At 72.9% G+C, this 14,297-nt stretch carries 13 protein-coding genes and 2 tRNA genes; 9 read left to right on the top strand and 6 right to left on the bottom strand.

Features of this window, described 5'->3' with window-relative positions; all coding sequences use genetic code 11:
* Positions 1 to 43 precede the first annotated feature (43 nt).
* Entirely contained in the window at positions 44 to 646 is a 603-nt protein-coding gene (locus AB0M97_RS11240) for a bifunctional DNA primase/polymerase (RefSeq protein WP_365960524.1), read from the top strand.
* Positions 637 to 710, top strand: a tRNA-Lys gene (locus AB0M97_RS11235). Before AB0M97_RS11240 ends, AB0M97_RS11235 begins: the two co-directional genes overlap by 10 nt.
* A 70-nt stretch (positions 711 to 780) precedes the next feature.
* On the opposite strand, the gene AB0M97_RS11230 is transcribed toward AB0M97_RS11235, so the two are convergent.
* Positions 781 to 2,130, bottom strand: coding sequence for a M6 family metalloprotease domain-containing protein (locus tag AB0M97_RS11230; RefSeq protein WP_365960523.1), 1,350 nt, complete (start codon positions 2,128 to 2,130; stop codon positions 781 to 783).
* 293 nt (positions 2,131 to 2,423) lie between these two features.
* Here AB0M97_RS11230 and AB0M97_RS11225 point away from each other — a divergent pair, with 293 nt between their 5' ends.
* The gene (locus AB0M97_RS11225) at positions 2,424 to 4,256 is read left to right on the top strand and encodes an EAL domain-containing protein (RefSeq protein ID WP_365960522.1); all 1,833 of its coding nucleotides are present in this window, start codon (positions 2,424 to 2,426) and stop codon (positions 4,254 to 4,256) included.
* Here the strand turns inward: AB0M97_RS11225 and AB0M97_RS11220 are convergent.
* The 3 genes from AB0M97_RS11220 to AB0M97_RS11210 all read right to left on the bottom strand — a co-directional run bounded on the left by AB0M97_RS11220 (position 4,232) and on the right by AB0M97_RS11210 (position 8,010).
* A complete protein-coding gene (locus tag AB0M97_RS11220) occupies positions 4,232 to 5,323 on the bottom strand; it encodes an LLM class flavin-dependent oxidoreductase (protein ID WP_365960521.1) in 1,092 nt (363 codons plus the stop codon). The genes AB0M97_RS11225 and AB0M97_RS11220 overlap by 25 nt on opposite strands.
* Before the next feature lie 303 nt (positions 5,324 to 5,626).
* Positions 5,627 to 7,015 (bottom strand): amidase, encoded by a 1,389-nt coding sequence (locus tag AB0M97_RS11215; protein ID WP_365960520.1) that lies wholly within the window; start codon positions 7,013 to 7,015, stop codon positions 5,627 to 5,629.
* A 17-nt stretch (positions 7,016 to 7,032) separates the two neighbouring features.
* Complete coding sequence (locus tag AB0M97_RS11210; protein ID WP_365960519.1) at positions 7,033 to 8,010, bottom strand: D-2-hydroxyacid dehydrogenase; 978 nt, start codon at positions 8,008 to 8,010, stop codon at positions 7,033 to 7,035.
* Between the two features lie 197 nt (positions 8,011 to 8,207).
* On the opposite strand from AB0M97_RS11210, the gene AB0M97_RS11205 reads away from it, so the two are divergent.
* The 6 genes from AB0M97_RS11205 to AB0M97_RS11180 all read left to right on the top strand — a co-directional run bounded on the left by AB0M97_RS11205 (position 8,208) and on the right by AB0M97_RS11180 (position 12,358).
* A complete protein-coding gene (locus AB0M97_RS11205) occupies positions 8,208 to 8,936 on the top strand; it encodes an aspartate/glutamate racemase family protein (protein WP_365960517.1) in 729 nt (242 codons plus the stop codon).
* Between the two features lie 88 nt (positions 8,937 to 9,024).
* Entirely contained in the window at positions 9,025 to 9,948 is a 924-nt protein-coding gene (gene ehuB, locus AB0M97_RS11200; protein ID WP_365960516.1) for an ectoine/hydroxyectoine ABC transporter substrate-binding protein EhuB, read from the top strand.
* A complete protein-coding gene (ehuC, locus tag AB0M97_RS11195) occupies positions 9,945 to 10,646 on the top strand; it encodes an ectoine/hydroxyectoine ABC transporter permease subunit EhuC (protein WP_365960514.1) in 702 nt (233 codons plus the stop codon). The genes ehuB and ehuC overlap by 4 nt, the downstream gene beginning before the upstream one ends.
* A complete protein-coding gene (gene ehuD / locus AB0M97_RS11190; protein WP_365960513.1) occupies positions 10,643 to 11,293 on the top strand; it encodes an ectoine/hydroxyectoine ABC transporter permease subunit EhuD in 651 nt (216 codons plus the stop codon). The genes ehuC and ehuD overlap by 4 nt, the downstream gene beginning before the upstream one ends.
* A gap of 10 nt (positions 11,294 to 11,303) precedes the next feature.
* Entirely contained in the window at positions 11,304 to 12,083 is a 780-nt protein-coding gene (gene ehuA / locus AB0M97_RS11185) for an ectoine/hydroxyectoine ABC transporter ATP-binding protein EhuA (protein WP_365960512.1), read from the top strand.
* Positions 12,084 to 12,284: 201 nt separating this feature from the next.
* Positions 12,285 to 12,358 (top strand) — tRNA-Lys (locus AB0M97_RS11180).
* Between the two features lie 124 nt (positions 12,359 to 12,482).
* On the opposite strand, the gene AB0M97_RS11175 is transcribed toward AB0M97_RS11180, so the two are convergent.
* A complete protein-coding gene (locus tag AB0M97_RS11175) occupies positions 12,483 to 13,088 on the bottom strand; it encodes a lytic polysaccharide monooxygenase (RefSeq protein ID WP_365960511.1) in 606 nt (201 codons plus the stop codon).
* Between the two features lie 96 nt (positions 13,089 to 13,184).
* Entirely contained in the window at positions 13,185 to 14,297 is a 1,113-nt protein-coding gene (locus AB0M97_RS11170) for an SPFH domain-containing protein (RefSeq protein WP_365960510.1), read from the bottom strand.

Raw genomic sequence — 14,297 nt, 5'->3', positions numbered from 1 at the left:
ACACAGGGGAGCCGCACCCTCACGCACGGTAGACATTGCCGACATGAGCAGCGAACGGAACGCGTACTCCGACGTCTCGGGCGTCACCGCCGACGGTGCCGCATGGCTCGCCTCCGCAGGAACGTATCCGCGTAGCACACTCGCGCAGTGGGAGGAGCGGCCGGACGCCCCGGTCGTGCTGCCGTGCGGCTCCGCCTTCGACGTGGTCAGCGTGCCGGCCGTGTTCGGGCGGCGGATGCTGGACCGGCTGTGGGAGGAGGGCCCCGGCTCGGGCCCCGTGGCGGAGTACCGGGGCCGGACGCTGCTGTTCTCCGCGCCGGGCACGGCCCAGCGGCTGCCGTCGCTGCTGCACTGGGAGGAGTGGGGCGACCGCGGCCGGGAGGGCGGCCGGACGGACGCGATTCCGCCACTGCTGTGCCACGGCACCGGCGACGCGGTGACCGTGCCGGCCCTGGCCGGCGCCGACCGTCCCGAGCCGTCCGGCTCCCGCTGGCTCGTCGCGCCGGACACCCGCCACCCCTGGCTTCCGGGCCCGGAAATCGTGCTCTGGGCGGCCGTCCGGGCGGCCCGCACGGCCGTGCGGATATCGATTTTTCCTCCCGCCGACCAGGATGCTAAGGTCTACGACGTCAGCAGGCGCCGCTAGCTCAGTTGGTTAGAGCAGCTGACTCTTAATCAGCGGGTCCGGGGTTCGAGTCCCTGGCGGCGCACGACAGTGATCAGCCTCTCGCAGCAGCGGGGGGCTGATCGCATGTGCGGGGCGTTCCCGCCGGACGCCGCCTACGCGCCGCGCGCCGTGATCGTCACGTTCCACGCCCCCGACGCCGTCCGGCTCGTCACCTCCACCCGTACGCCCTCCCCCGGCACCGTGAAGCTCTCGCCGAGGCCGACCGGGGCGTCCGCGAGGGGCGGGTAGACCGAGTTCTCCCAGCAGGCCTCCGTGTCCGGATGCGCGTCGACCACCTCGACCGGTCCGCCCCCGGACTGCGTACCGCCCCGCACCCGGTACACGAGCACGCCCGACCGGCAGGTGTCCACGTCGTTGCCCACCGGCCCGCGCGCCTCGAAGGCGAGGACGCGGTCCGGGCCGGTGCGCACCACCGCCAGCTTGGTGCCCCACCCGAGCCCGAAGACCGGCGCCCCCGCGGCGCCCGGCACCGGCACGCCGGGGCCGGCGCTCAGCGGCTCCAGGGTGAGCCGGGTCGGCCCGGAGCCGCGCACGCACGCCACCTGGCGCGGTTCCAGCCAGCCCAGCTTCCACTTGTGCCAGCCGAACAGGTCGGGTGCCAGCCCGAACTGGCTGCCCATCAGGTCCCAGTCGCCGACGTAGGTGTCCCAGTCGCCCTTGCCGTCCACGGGCCGGTGGTACAGGTCCGGCAGGTCGAAGACGTGCCCGGTCTCGTGGGCCAGCACCAGCCGGTCCGGCGGATGCTTCTCGAAGACCGTGACGACGCGGCGGATGTCCGTGCCGTCGGCGCGCAGCGGGGTGTCGAGGTTGACGACCTTCGTCGCGTCCGAGTCGACGCCGGGCGCGTCGGGGTCGGCGACGAAGTACACGACGTCGTAGCGGGAGAAGTCGACGTGGCCGTCGCTCGCGGCGAGCGCGTCGCGGAGGTAGGCGGCGCGGTCCTCGGCGTCCCAGTCCCGCTGTATGGCGTACGCCGTGGAGGGCTGCGGCATGGCGATCCAGTGGGGCAGCGGGTGCGGGCGCAGCGTGAAGCGGCCGTAGGAGGCGCGTTCGAAGAAGCGGGTGGTCTGCGGGAAGTGGTCGGCGGTGAGGTCCCCGGGGGTCGTCAGCGGGTGCGAGTCGGGGAACGACAGGAACACCATCACGGCGTCCAGGGCGCGGGTCGGCCGCGGGTAGGCGGTGTTCCAGGTGTCGAGGCCCTCCGAGTGGTGGGCCTCGGTGCGCTGCAGGGCGCAGGGCGCCGGGGAGAACGGCTCGGCGGCCGAGGGCGCGGTCACCAGGGAGGTGGCGGCGAGTGCCGACATGGTGGTGAACACGGCGGCCGGTTTGCGCAGCCGGGTCCGCTCGGCCGCGCGGCGGAGCCCCTGGAAGGCGGGGGACGCGAGTCGCCTCAAGGGAAGCTGGCGCGGCACAGGGACCTCCGGGAGGGGTTCACGGGACACCGCACCCAGGTTCTTCCGATTTGTCGTACTACGCCCTGTTCGCCTGCACCGGACGGGTGAGCGGTACGCCGTTTCGGCCGAACCGACACCCCGGGTCGCTCACGGAACGTCACAACCGGTCGGAGGCCTCAAGAACCCGTCCAGGGACGGGCAGAAACGATCTGTCACAACGGCCCTTCCGTCCGGGAGACTGGACAGTGGCTGGAAGGGCCAGGGGCCAGCCTCTATGATCGGCACACTTTCCTGACCATTTCCTGCACGGACAGAGATCGAGTGCACTGCGGGAGCGAGCGGTGAGCGGAACGTCCGAAGGGCCGGCGCCCGCGGCAGACCTCGACCGGGCGGTCATCACACACAGTGACCTCGACGCGCCCCCCCGTGCCGAGCCACTGCCGTACCGCTCCGTGTTCACGGCGGCCCCCCTGGCGATGGCCGTCGTCGACCCGGAGGGTCTGGTCGTCAGCGCCAACGACACCTTCGGAGCGCTGCTCGGCACGTCCGCCGAGGACCTGGCCGGCGCGGTCGCCGCCGATCTGGTGGACCTCACCTCCGACGCGCGCTCCTGGCACTCCTACCGCGAGGTGCTCGGCGGCCGTCAGGCCCGGCTGCGCTGCACCCGCCGGCTGAAGCACCCCGAGGGCCACTCGGTGTGGGCGCAGGTCACGGTCACGCCGCTGCCCGGCGAGGAGCGCGGCGTCCTGATGTCCGTCACCGACATCAGCGCCCGGCGCGAACTCCAGGCCAGGCTGCGGCACTTGCAGATGCACGACCCGGTGACCCGGCTGCCCAACCGCACCCTGTTCTTCGAGCGCCTGACGGCCGCGCTGGACGCCGAGTCCTACGAGCAGAGCGGCACCGGCCGGATCGGCCTGTGCTTCCTCGACCTGGACGGCTTCAAGGCCGTCAACGACACCCTCGGGCACCGCGTCGGCGACCGGCTGCTGGCCGCCGTCGCCGAGCGGCTCACGCGCTGCGCCGACGAGGCCGGTTACGCCCGTGCCAACACACCGCTGGTGGCGCGGCTCGGCGGCGACGAGTTCGCGCTGCTGGTCGAGGACTCCACCGGCACAGAGCAGCTGGCCGACCTCGCCGAGTCGGTCCTGACGGCGCTCCAGGCCCCGTTCGACATCACCGGCCGGCGCCTGTCGGTGTCGGCGTCGATCGGCGTGGTGGAGCGGCACGCGGCCGGGACCACGCCCACCGCGCTCATGCAGGCCGCCGACACGACGCTGTACTGGGCGAAGGCCGACGGCAAGGCCCGCTGGACGCTGTTCGACCCCGAGCGCAACGCCCACCGCATGACCCGGCAGGCCCTCGCCTCCACCCTCCGCCCGGCCGTCGAACGCGGCGAGTTCACCCTGGAGTACCAGCCGCTGGTGGGCATGGCGGACGGGCGGCTGACCGGCGTCGAGGCACTGGTGCGCTGGAACCACCCGCAGTTCGGGACACTGACGCCGAATCGGTTCATCGGACTTGCCGAGGAAGACGGCTCGATCGTGCAGCTCGGGCGCTGGGTGCTGCGCACCGCCTGCCGCCAGGCGCGCCGCTGGCAGCTGGACCATCCCGGTGAGCCGCCGATCTTCGTCAGCGTGAACGTGGCGGTCCGCCAGGTGTGGGACTCCGACCTGGTGGCGGACGTCGCCGAGACCCTCGCCGAGACCGGGCTCGCCCCGCACCTGCTCCAGCTGGAGCTGACCGAATCGGCGGTGATGGGCTCCGCTGGCCGCCCGCTCCAGGCCCTCCAGGCCCTCAGCGACATGGGCGTGCGCATCGCCATCGACGACTTCGGCACCGGCTACTCGAACCTCGCCTACCTCAGCCGCCTGCCGGTGGACGTGCTGAAGCTGGACGGCTCCTTCGTCCGGGGCTTCCAGTACGAGGACCGGGACGCCACCCGGCCGAGCTCCGCCGACGAGGTGGTGGTCGAGGCGATGATCCAGCTCGCGCACCGGCTCGGCCTCACGGTCACCGCGGAGTGCGTGGAGACCTCCGCGCAGGCCTCGCGGCTGCGCGGGATCGGCTGCGACACCGGCCAGGGCTGGCTCTACTCGCGGCCGGTGCCGCCGGACCGCATCTCCGAGCTGCTGGGCAGCCCCGGGGTTCAGGCGGGCGTCGGCAACCCGTAGGCGTCCGCGATGAGTTCGTAGGAGCGCAGGCGTACGTCGCCGCCGTGGGCGTTGCCCGTGATCATCAGCTCGTCGGCGCCGGTGCGCTTGTGCAGGTCGTCCAGGCCGGCGCGCACCTCGTCGGGCGTGCCGTGGACGACGTTGGCGTTCCAGCTGTCCACGAAGTCGCGCTCCACCGGGCTGAAGGGGTACGCCTCGGCCTCCTCCGGGGTGGGCACGAGACCGGGGCGGCCGGAGCGCAGCCGGATCATGCTCAGCGCGGCGGCCAGGACCTGGCGCCGGGCCTCCTTCTCGTCGTCGGCCGCGAGGGCGGCGACGCCGATGAGGGCGTACGGCTCGTCGAGGACCTCGCTCGGCCGGAACGACTGCCGGTACAGGTCCAGGGCCGGGATGGTGTTCTGCGCGGAGAAGTGGTGCGCGAAGGCGAACGGCAGGCCGAGCGTGCCGGCAAGGCGGGCGCTGAAGCCGGAGGAGCCGAGCAGCCAGATCGGCGGGCGGTGCGGGGACTGCACGCCGCCGGGCGAGGTGGCCTGCACGGGGCCGGGCACGGCGTGGACACGGCGGTAGGGGTGGCCGTCGGGGAAGTCGTCGTCCAGGAACCTGGTCAGCTCGGCGAGTTGCTGCGGGAAGTCGTCGGCGGATTCGTTCAGCCGGTCGCTGCGGCGCAGGGCGGCGGCGGTGGCTCCGTCGGTGCCGGGGGCGCGGCCGAGGCCGAGGTCGACGCGGCCCGGGGCCATCGCCTCCAGCGTGCCGAACTGCTCCGCGATGACCAGCGGGGCGTGGTTGGGCAGCATGACGCCGCCCGAGCCGAGGCGGATGCGGGTGGTGTGGGCGGCGAGGTGGGCGAGGATCACGGCCGGGGAGGAGGAGGCGACGCCCGGCATCGAGTGGTGCTCGGCGACCCAGTAGCGGTGGAAGCCGCGGGACTCCGCGAGGCGGGACAGCTCGACGCTGGTGCGCAGGGCGTCGGAGGCGGTGCGGCCGGCGCCGACGGTGACGAGGTCCAGTACGGAGAGGGGAACGGGTGCGGTGCCGTGCGTCGTGCCCCGGATCTCGTCTGCGGCCACGGGTGGTGCCTCCTGGATGTGTCCTGCCGTGCGCTGTCCTGCCGGGGGTCAACGGGAGGGGGGTGCCGGTTATTCCTGGTGCTCTGTGGTGCGGGGCCGTTGGTGCCTGGCGGGGTGCGCCGGCGGGTGCTGTTGTTGCCGCCCGGGGGTCCGTGGCCCGGCGCTGTTGTTGCCGGCGGCGGGGGTGCCGGCCCGGCGCTGACGGGGCGCCGCCCGCGCCCACCCGTGCCGCCCAGCGGCACGACTGTCCGCGGGGTACGGGGGTCGGTCGCGGCCTCGGCGTGCGGCACGGCCGGCCGTCGATCACGTGGCCAAGGTCGCGCCCGCCTCGTACAAGGCGTGTGACGCGCGCAGTACCAGGTCGTCCCGGTGGCGGGCCGCGATCAGTTGGAGGCCGACGGGGAGGCCCGCGGGGTCCGTGCCGACGGGGACCGTGGCGGCCGGCTGCTGGGTCATGTTGAACGGGTACGTGAACGGGGTCCAGCCCGTCCAGCGGCGGTGGCCCGAGCCTCTCGGCACCTCCACGCCCGCCTCGAACGCCGTGATCGGCAGGGTCGGCGTGACCAGCAGGTCGTACGTCTCGTGGAAGACGCCCATCCGGCGGCCGAGGTCCGTGCGGACGTCGACGGCGGCCAGGTACTCCAGCGCCGAGTACCGGGCGCCCCGGGCGCAGATCTCCCGCAGGCCCGGGTCCAGCAGCTGCCGCTGGTCGCGCCCGAGGCGCTGGGCGACGCGGGCCGCGCCGCTGAACCACAGGGTGTGGAACGCCTCCACCGGCTCGGACAGGTCGGGGTCGGTCTCGGTGACGTACGCGCCGAGTTCCGCGAGCCGCTCCACGCCCCGCCGCACGGCCTTCGCCACGTCCGGCTGCACGGCCACCTGGCCGCCCAGCGTCGGCGAGTACGCCACCCGCAGGCCCCGCACCCCGTCCCGCAGGGCCGCCGTGAAGGAGCCCGGCGCCGGGCCGAGCGCCGACCAGTCGCGGGCGTCCGGGACGCCGATGACGTCCATCAGCAGCGCCGCGTCCGCCGCGTCCCGGGTCATCGGACCGACGTGCGCCAGCGTGCCGAAGGCACTCGCCGGGTACAGCGGCACCCTGCCGTACGTCGGTTTCAGCGCGAAGATCCCGCAGAACGACGCCGGGATGCGCACGCTGCCGCCGGCGTCCGTGCCGAGGGCGAGCGGACCCGCGCCCAGGGCCACGGCCGCCGCGGCGCCGCCGCTGGAGCCGCCCGCGGTGCGGGCCGGGTCGTGCGGGTTGCGGGTCACGCCGCTCAACGGGGAGTCCGTGACGGCCTTCCAGCCGTGCTCCGGGGTCGTCGTCTTGCCGAGGAACACCGCGCCCTGCTCGCGCAGCCGCGCCACGGACGGCGCGTCCTCGTCCCAGGGGCCCCGCCCGGACACGGTCCTGGAGCCGCGCAGGGTCGGTGTGCCGCGCAGCAGCAGGAGGTCCTTGACCGTGACCGGCACGCCGTCCAGCGGGCCGGCCGGTTCGCCGCGCCGCCGGCGTTCCTCCGCGGCGCGGGCCCGGGCCAGCGCGTCGTCGGCCGTGATCGTGACGAACGCGTTCACCTCCGGCTGGATGCGCTCCGCGCGCTCCAGGGCCGCGCGGGTCGCCTCCACGGGGCTGAAGGCGCCCGTGCGGTACCCCTCGGCGAGTTCCGCGGCGGTCAGTTCGGTGAGCTCGGTCATCCGCCCTCCCGGGGACGTCAGTGTCCGGGTACGTATCCGCGCTTCTTGTCGACCACGTTCGGCAGCGGGCGGCCCGCCGCCCACAGGTCGTACAACTGCACGAACTGCGCGCCGAGTTCGTCCCGCCAGCCGACCGTGTCGCCGCCCATGTGCGGAGAGACGATCAGGCCCGGCACGTCCCACAGCGGGCTGTCCGGGGTGAGCGGCTCGCACTCGAAGACGTCCAGGGCGGCGCCCGCGATCCAGCGCCTGCGCAGCGCGTCCACGAGGGCGTCCTGCACGACGAGCTGCCCCCGGCCGACGTTGACGAACCGCGCGGACGGCTGCATCGTCCCGAACCGGCGGGCGTCGAACATGCCGCGCGTCTGCTCCGTGAGCGGCGCCGCGGCGATCACCCAGTCCGCGTGGGCCAGCAGCCGGTCCAGGTCGTCCGGGCCGTGGATGCCGGTGCGGGGCGTGCGGCCGACGACGGCGGTGGTCACGCCGAGCGCCTTGAGGGTGCGCGCGACGGCGCGGCCGATCGGCCCGGCGCCGACGACGCACGCGCGCGTGCCGGCCACCTTCTGCGTCTCGCGGTGCCGCCAGGTCCGCTCCCGTTGCAGGTCCCAGGTGCGGGGCAGGTCCTTGGCCAGGGCGAGGACGAGCGCGGCGACGTACTCGGCGACCGGCTCGTCGAAGATGCCGCGCGCGTTCGTCACGACCGTGTCGCAGGCGGCCAGCTCCGGGCACATCAGGTGGTCCACGCCCGCGCTGGCCGTGTGCACCCAGCGCGGCCGGGGCCCCTCACCGGGCCAGGCCTCGCGGACCGCGTGCGAGGTGAAGTCCCACACCAGCAGCACGTCGGCGTGCGGCAGCCGCCCGGCGAGGGCCGCCTCGTCCGCGTACTCGATCCGGGCCCGGCCGGTCAGCCGGCCGAGGCGGGGCGGCGGGTCGGCGTCCAGGACGAGCACGGTGGGGGGCGCGGCCGTCGCGGGCGCGGGTTCCGGTGCGGTCATGAGGAGCCGTTTCTGGGCGGAAGACAGCCGTCTGACATGCGAGGTTCGACCACGCTCGCACCGGAATCCACCTTCGTCAACACGGGCGCGCGCACGGCCGGTTGCGGCCAACCAGGTGACCGGGTGGGCTGCGCCGCGCCGGTTGGGTACCCGGGCGGTGGGACCGTACCCGAAGACAGACAGCAGGAAGGCTGGTCATGACCGCACTCGGTTTCCTCTACCCCGGTCACTCCGCCGAGGACGACTATCCACGCATCGAGCAGCTGCTGGGGAGCGACATCCGGGTGGACCTGGTGCACACCGACATCGGCACGGACGCGCACCGGCTGGACGCGCGCGAGATGGGTTCGGACGCGCGCCTCGCGCAGGGTGTGGAGCAGCTGCGGCTGGCGGGCGCCGAGGCGGTGGTGTGGGCGTGCACCAGCGGGAGCTTCGTGTACGGCTGGGAGGGCGCGCACGAGCAGGTGCGGACGCTGGCCCGGGCGGCCGGGATGCCGGCGTCGTCCACGTCGTTCGGCTTCGTGCACGCGGCGCGGGAGCTGGGCGTGCGGCGGGTCGCGGTGGGCGCGACGTACCCGCAGGACGTGGCCGGGCTGTTCGCGGAGTTCCTGCGGGCGGGCGGCCTGGAGGTGAGCGGGGTGCGCGGCTCGGGGATCGTCACGGCGGCCGAGGCCGGCACCTGGGGCGAGACGGAGCTGTTCGCGCTGGCCCGCGAGGCCGACCACCCGGACGCGGACGCGGTGCTGCTTCCGGACACGGCCCTGCACACGGTGGCGTACCTGCAGGACCTGGAGAAGGAACTCGGCAAGCCGGTCCTCACCGCCAACCAGGTCTCGGCCTGGGAGGCCCTGCGGCTGACCGACCGCCGCGTGAACGCCCCGTCCCTGGGCACACTCTTCACCCGGGAGCCACGCGTCCGGGTGTGAGCGGGCTGCGGCGCGGGGTGCCGCTCCGCCCTGCGGTTCCCCGTGCCCGTGGTGAATAGAACACATACTCTCGGGTAGCTGCGCGCCCATGGTTCCACCAAACAGAGCACCGAGAATTGGCGCGAACACTGCGGGTTCCACGGGACCGACACGCCGGTCGCTGCTCGCGGGGGTCGCGGCGCTCGGCGCGCTCGGCACCGCGGGCTGCAGCCGCGTGGCCACCGCGACGAGCACGAACGGCGGCGACCTGCTGGACCGGCTCAGGGCGGCGGGCGTGGTGCGCCTCGGCATCGCCGGTGAGATTCCCTTCGGGTACATCGACACGAACGGCGAGCTGACCGGCGAGGCGCCGGAACTCGCGAGGGTCGTCTTCAAGCGGCTCGGGGTCGACCGGGTGCAGCCCGTGCCGACGGAGTTCGGCTCGCTCATTCCCGGTCTGAACTCCCAGCAGTTCGACGTCGTGGCCGCCGGTATGTACGTCAACCCCGAGCGCTGCGAACAGGTCATCTTCTCCGACCCGGACTACCAGATGCTCGACGCCTTCATCGTGCGGAAGGGCAATCCCAAAGGCCTGCACAACTACCAGGACGTCGTGAGGAAGAAGGCCGCGTTCGCCACGGGCACCGGCTACGCCGAGATCCAGTACGCGATCGACGCCGGTTACCAGGAGAGCGACATCCTGATCGTCCCGGACCAGGTCGCGGGACTGAACGCCGTGGAGGCCGGCCGGGTCGACGTCTTCGCCGGTACGGCGCTCACCACCCGCGAGGTGGTGAAGAAGTCGTCCACGACGGAGGTCACCGAACCGTTCAAGCCGATCGTCGCCGGCAAGCCGCATGTCGACGGCGGCGCCTTCGCGTTCCGGCCGACCGAGACGAGACTGCGCGACGCCTTCAACGTCGAGCTGCACAGGATGAAGAAGAGCGGCGAGCTGTTGCGCATCCTCAAGCCCTTCGGGTTCACCGAGGCCGAGATGACGGACCTCACCGCGAAGGAGCTGTGCGGCGGATGACCTCAGGACTCTGGGAACTCGTACTGAGGGGCGTCTGGGTCACCGTCCAGCTGCTCGTCCTCAGCGGCCTGCTCGCCGCCGCGGTGTCCTTCGTGGTCGGCGTCGCCCGCACCCACCGGCTGTGGTTCGTCCGCTTCCTCGCGGGCTTCTACACCGAGGTGTTCCGCGGCACGTCCGCGCTGGTCATGATCTTCTGGGTGTTCTTCGTGCTGCCGATCGCCTTCGGCTGGCAGCTGGTCCCGCTGTGGGCGGGCACGCTCGCGCTCGGCCTGACGTACGGCGCGTACGGCTCCGAGATCGTGCGCGGCGCGCTCGTCGCGGTGGACCCGGCGCAGAAGGAGGCCGGCATCGCGCTCAGCTTCACCCCCTGGCAGCGGATGCGGCTGATCCTGCTGCCGCAGGCGGTGCCGGAGATGATCCCGCCGTTCTCCAACCTGCTGGTGGAGCTGCTCAAGGGCACCGCGCTGGTGTCGGTCATGGGCATGGGCGACCTGGCGTTCAGCGGCAACCTGGTGCGCCTGGCGCTGCAGGAGAGCGCGGAGATCTACACGTACATCCTGCTGATCTACTTCGTGATCGCCTTCCTGCTGACGCGGGTGATGCGCGGGCTGGAGAAGAACCTGAAGGCGCGGGTCGGCAAGGCACCGAGGAAGAAGACGGCCGCCGTGCGCGTCCCCGAGGGAAGTGGTGTCGCGTGAACTGGGACTGGAGCGCGGTCTCCGACTTCATGCCGTACTTCTGGGACGGCCTGCTGGTCACCCTTCAGGCGCTGGTGCTCGGCTCGCTGATCTCGTTCGTGCTGGGCCTGGTGTGGGCGCTGCTGATGCGGGCGCCGAGCCGCTGGGTGCGCTGGCCAGTGGGCGCCCTCACGGAGTTCGTGCGCAACACTCCGCTGCTGGTGCAGCTGTTCTTCCTGTTCTACGTGCTGCCCGAGTGGGGCCTGACGTTCTCGGCGCTGACGACCGGCGTCTTCGCGATCGGGCTGCATTACTCGACGTACACGATGCAGGTCTACCGGGCCGGCATCGAGGCCGTGCCGGCCGGGCAGTGGGAGGCCGCGACGGCGCTGAACCTGCCGCGCCGGCGGACCTGGACCGTGGTGATCCTGCCGCAGGCGGTCCGCCGCGTGGTGCCGGCGCTCGGCAACTACGTGATCTCGATGCTCAAGGACACGCCGATGCTGATGACGATCACCGTCCTCGAGATGCTCGGCGAGGCGCGGCTGTTCTCGCAGCAGACCTTCCGGTTCACCGAGCCCGTCACGGTGATCGGCGTGGCCTTCATCGTGATCTCCTACCTGGCCTCCCTTGCCCTGCGATCCCTGGAGCGACGCCTTGTCCACTGAGTCCTCTGAGATGCACACCACCCCCGGGAAGGAACCCGCCGACCGCCGCGACGGCACCGAGCTGGTGCGTCTGGAGCAGGTCACCAAGCGGTTCGGCGACCACACGGTCCTGGACAAGCTCGACTTCTCCGTGGACGCGGGCAAGCACGTGACGCTGATCGGGCCGTCCGGTTCGGGCAAGACCACCATCCTGCGGCTGCTGATGACGCTGACCAAGCCCGACGAGGGCCGAATCACCGTGGACGGCAGGCAGCTGTTCCCGGCGCCCGAGAAGCAGGTCCGCGAGATCCGCAAGAAGATCGGGATGGTGTTCCAGCAGTTCAACCTGTTCCCGAACATGACCGTCCTGCGGAACATCACCGAGGCCCCGGTCACCGTCCTCGGCATGTCGAGGGACGAGGCCGACGAGCGGGCCCGGGACCTGCTGGAGCTGGTGGGCCTGACCGAGCACGTCGACAAGCACCCCTCGCAGCTGTCCGGCGGGCAGCAGCAGCGGGTGGCGATCGCGCGGGCGCTGGCCATGCGGCCGCAGGTGCTGCTGCTGGACGAGGTGACGTCGGCGCTGGACCCGGAGCTGGTCGCGGGCGTGCTGGACGTGCTGCGGGACATCGCCCGCTCCACGGACATCACGATGCTCTGCGTGACGCACGAGATGAACTTCGCCCGGGACATCTCCGACCAGGTCCTGATGTTCGACTCGGGCCGGGTCATCGAGTCGGGCCCGCCGGAGAAGATCTTCGGCGAGCCCGGGCACGACCGGACGAGGGAATTCCTCAGCGCGGTCCTGTGACACCCCGGCCACAAGGCCCGCGGGGACCCGGCGCCTGCCGGTCCCCGCGGGCCTTGTGGCGGTCCACGGCGGTCCACGGCGATCCGGCGAACCACGCGGGAGGCGCCCCCGGCGTTCACCTGCCGGTGGTCGGGAGCACCCCTGGGGACCGGGTAGTATTTTCGTCGTCGCCGGCCGCGGGAAGCGGACGGCGGGAGTCATGCGCCGCTAGCTCAGTTGGTTAGAGCAGCTGACTCTTAATCAGCGGGTCCGGGGTTCGAGTCCCTGGCGGCGCACCGGTGAGGGGCCTCTCGTGGGAGCGAGGGGCCCCTCGGCGTATGCCCGAAGAGGCGGCCGGGGTGCGCGTGCGCCGCGAGCGGCATGACCGTCGCGGCGCACGCGGACCTCAGGGGACGGGGGTCAGAACGTGACGTCCGAGCAGGCGTAGAACGCGTTGCCCGTGTCGTGGACCGTCCACACCGAGAGGATGACGTGGTGCCCGCTCAGCCCGGACGGCAGCCTGCCGCTGTGGGAGAGGGTCTGCGGCGGGCGCTGGCCGCCGTAGGGCACGGTCAGGAACGGGGTGAGGTTGAGGTCGGCCCGGGTCAGGGCGCGGTCCTGGTTCCAGTCCTGCTTGGTGACGTAGTACTTGAAGTCGGTCGTGGCGTGCATCGCCGTGAACTGCCAGCGGAAGGTGTAGCTCTGGCCGCCCGTCACCCGGGTGGTCGGCCAGGCGCCGCCCGAGGGCGTCCGCGGGCTGTCCAGCGACGCGAACGGCGTGTTGCCCGCCGAACAGATCCTGCCGTCCGCGGGGCCGCCCGACGGGAAGCCCTTCGGGCCCTCGACGCTCTGCGGCTCCCACTGTATGGCGCCGCAGTTGGTGACCATGCCGTTCTGGCACATCTTCTGCCGGCTGACGGGGAGATCGGTGTAGCCGTGGCCGCTGGCACCACCGGAGGAGAGCACGAGCGCTCCGGTCGTGGCCAGTCCCACCGCGGCTGCGTACAACTTGGTCCTTGTGCGCATGCTGCTCGCTCCTGAAAGCGTGGGGGAAGTGCAGTGAGCCGTGCAGGTCTAGACCAAGTTCAGATTATTGCTGAGAGTTGAACATGTCCATACCAATCACGGAACGGTTTCCCCGCGCCCCGAGCAGAACGCCACCGTCAGGTCCTTGACCAGCGCCTTGCGCTCGTAGTCGTCCAGTTCGACGAGCCCGCGCACGGTCAGCCGCGTCACCGTGTCCTCCACGGAGTCCACCACCGAGGTCAGCACACTGGCCCGCTGCCGCGCGTCCAGCTCCGCGATCCGGCGGCGGTGCATCGCCGCGGCCACCTCCGGCGCGTACTCGACCCGGACCGGCCGCACCGAGAACACCTCGAGGCCGACCGGCGCCGCGTCCGCCGCCACCAGCCGCGTCAGCTCCTCCCCGGCCGCGTCCTGCCCGCCGCCCGGCGGCTCCACCGGCACCCGGGCGAGCGCCGCCTCGACGCACTCCCGCAGATACCCCTCGTGGTCCTCGACGCCGAGCGTGGCCCGCGCGGTGTCCCGCACCCGCCACACCACGAGCGTCACCACCCGCAGCGCGACCCCGTCGCCGTCCGCCGCCGGCAGCGGCTCACCGCGCCAGTGCCGCAGCCGTACGTCCACCCGGCGGCGCAGCAGCAGCGGGTTGACCCACATCAGCCCGGTCCGCCGCACGGTCCCGCGGTACCGGCCGAACAGGCCCAGCACCCACGCCCGGCCCGTGCAGCCCCGGGCCAGGCCTCCGAAGCCGATCAGGCCGAGCGCCCCGGCGCCCGCGAACGCCGCCCACTGCGCGGGGCCGAGGCCGGCGCCCGCCTGCGCCGGCAGCCCCAGCGCCTCGACCGCGAGCGGCGGCAGCGCTCCCGCCCACCACGCGGTGGCCGCCGCCCCGGCGAGCCCGCCCGTGCCCGCGCACACCCCGGCGGCGCCCGGCAGCACGCGCGCCGGGTGTTCCGTCAGCTCGGGGTCGACCTCGGGCGCCGGGCGCGGCTTCACCGGTCCGGGGGGCCGCAGCCGGGGCTGCTCGCCGGTGCCCCTGCGGCGTGCCACGACCGTGGTGGTGACCGGTACCGGCGCCGGGTCGGGTTCGTCGCGGAACAGCAGGTGGACGGGGATCTCGGTGGTGGACTCGTTCTGGATGAGCCGGGCGGGCCGGGCCGGCCCCTCGGCGGAACCGCCGGACTCGGGCGTCCTCGACGTGGTCGTACTCAT

Origin of the sequence: Streptomyces sp. NPDC051207, from assembly GCF_040682395.1 — a bacterium.
Classification (GTDB): Bacteria; Actinomycetota; Actinomycetes; order Streptomycetales; family Streptomycetaceae; genus Streptomyces.
This window is presented reverse-complemented; position numbering and strand designations above follow the sequence as displayed.